This window comes from Clostridium boliviensis (genome assembly GCF_033342255.1).
In the GTDB taxonomy this organism is placed as follows: Bacteria; Bacillota; Clostridia; order Lachnospirales; family Lachnospiraceae; genus Lacrimispora; species Lacrimispora boliviensis.
Map to the genome: position 1 here is coordinate 1 of NZ_JAWONS010000130.1, position 1,767 is coordinate 1,767.

The following is a 1,767-nucleotide window of genomic DNA, read 5'->3' on the forward strand; positions in this document are numbered from 1 at the left end:
AGGTAATTGCGAAACTGGTTTGTAGGATTGCTTTTGACTCATGCAAGAATCCCGCTTACAGAATTTATGAATAGCAAGTGCACTAGGGTTATTTTAAGCGTACTCTAATAAGCCTTCAAGGTCTTTGAAGTTGGTAGGTTCTATGCAATTAAAGGTTTAAGACTTCGGATGTACTCATGATGCTTTATTTTATCCGCAAGAACTACTGTGATTAATTGTGTAATTCCAGCAAGTATTAAATCGGCATGAAGTGTTTTCTCATTTTGAGTCCTTCTTTTTGCAACACAGAGATTATCCTTTACGTGATTAATATTCTGTTCCACAACCGATCTGATTTTGTAGGTATCATCCCATTCTTGTGTGCCTCTTAATGTACCTGGGTATGCCCGAAGATTCTTTTCAGGGTAAATGTAAAACATCCGTCCCGATTTTGAAGCGGTACAGGGAGTATCACACCAACACGTTCGTTCCAGTTTGTTTGTTGCTTTGTTTTTTCTCCACTTCATTTTAGGACACACAAACTTATATCTTTTAAGACCATTAGAACGGGTAGAGCTTCCTTCGTGTTTCATCGGAAGCGTTTCATCATGCGGACAACAAGGGATACCGTTCTCGTTTACTTTACAGTCTGGGTTTTGCAACCTGGAACGAGAATTAAGCGGTATGTAAGCTTTAGAAAAGTGGTATCCAGCTCCATCGTCATCGCTTCCAAAAGTGGATCCCGTTAATAATTCTTTGTAAAGATTTGCTGAATCGAATGCAGAGTCACCCAAAAAAGATTTTGGATGAATGAGCGGATGCTTTTTAAAGAAATCTTGTAAAGTAGGAATTAAGAGTCTGGCATCATGAACCGATTTGTCCTCATCTGGAGAATCGGACTTCTTATCAACCGTGATTTCTGGATGGGAGGTCATAAAGTCTTTATTATAAAAAGAAATATGACGAATGATGCCAAGACCATTTGTGACAATCCCAAATTTAAAAACATAACAAAAATGGCCATTAATGTAAAGCTGCTTGATTTCTGGATTGGAAGAAGCAGAGGGAGGCATGGAGCAATAAGCTGCCTTGTACGGATCATAGGATTTATTAAATCCGTTTGCCTTAGCATAAGCTTTCAGCTGTTTTATCATTCGGTTTGCATACTTGGGGTTGTTTTCCTGGACAAAAGCTTCAATGCCGGAAGAATCAAAAATGGTCATATCAGCTTTGGAAGAATCAATTGCCTGGCATATCGGTTCCGTAACATCTACAAGTGAATCAAAAACTGATTGTAAGTCCAAAAGAAAGTCCTGCTTAAAACGAGTGATTTTAGATGGATCAGGAACTTTTGAAAAACCGCAGAAATCTCTCAACGCTTTCGAGTAGTGTAGAAAAACCAGAAGTAGAGAATCGGTTGGAATGGAAAAAATGCGTTGGATAATCAAAGCCCAAAGCATAGAATGTAACGAGTATTTGCGGGTTCTGCCCGTTGATGCATAGAAATGGTTACTAAAAGAAACGGGAACAATTTCATCAAGATTAATGTGAGATTCGAGTAAAGACAAGAATGCAGGTTTGTCTTCATTAAAAATGTTTTGACAATCTGTAAAAATATCTGCCAAAGAAAGCTGTTTGTATGGTATCATAAGTATACAACTCCTTTCGAGGTTAGGTATGAATTGTTTCTAGACAACTCAATTTTACCATAAACTCGTGAGGAGTTGTTTTATTTTTGCAAGAATAAAAGCCTTAATTTTCAAGGCTTTCGGCGTTTCGCAAACGCCT

1 pseudogene is annotated in these 1,767 nt (G+C 38.0%); it reads right to left on the reverse strand.

The window, feature by feature from the left end:
* Positions 1 to 235: 235 nt before the first annotated feature.
* A pseudogene (locus tag RZO55_RS08975) lies at positions 236 to 1,628 on the reverse strand (transposase family protein).
* Positions 1,629 to 1,767 lie beyond the last annotated feature (139 nt).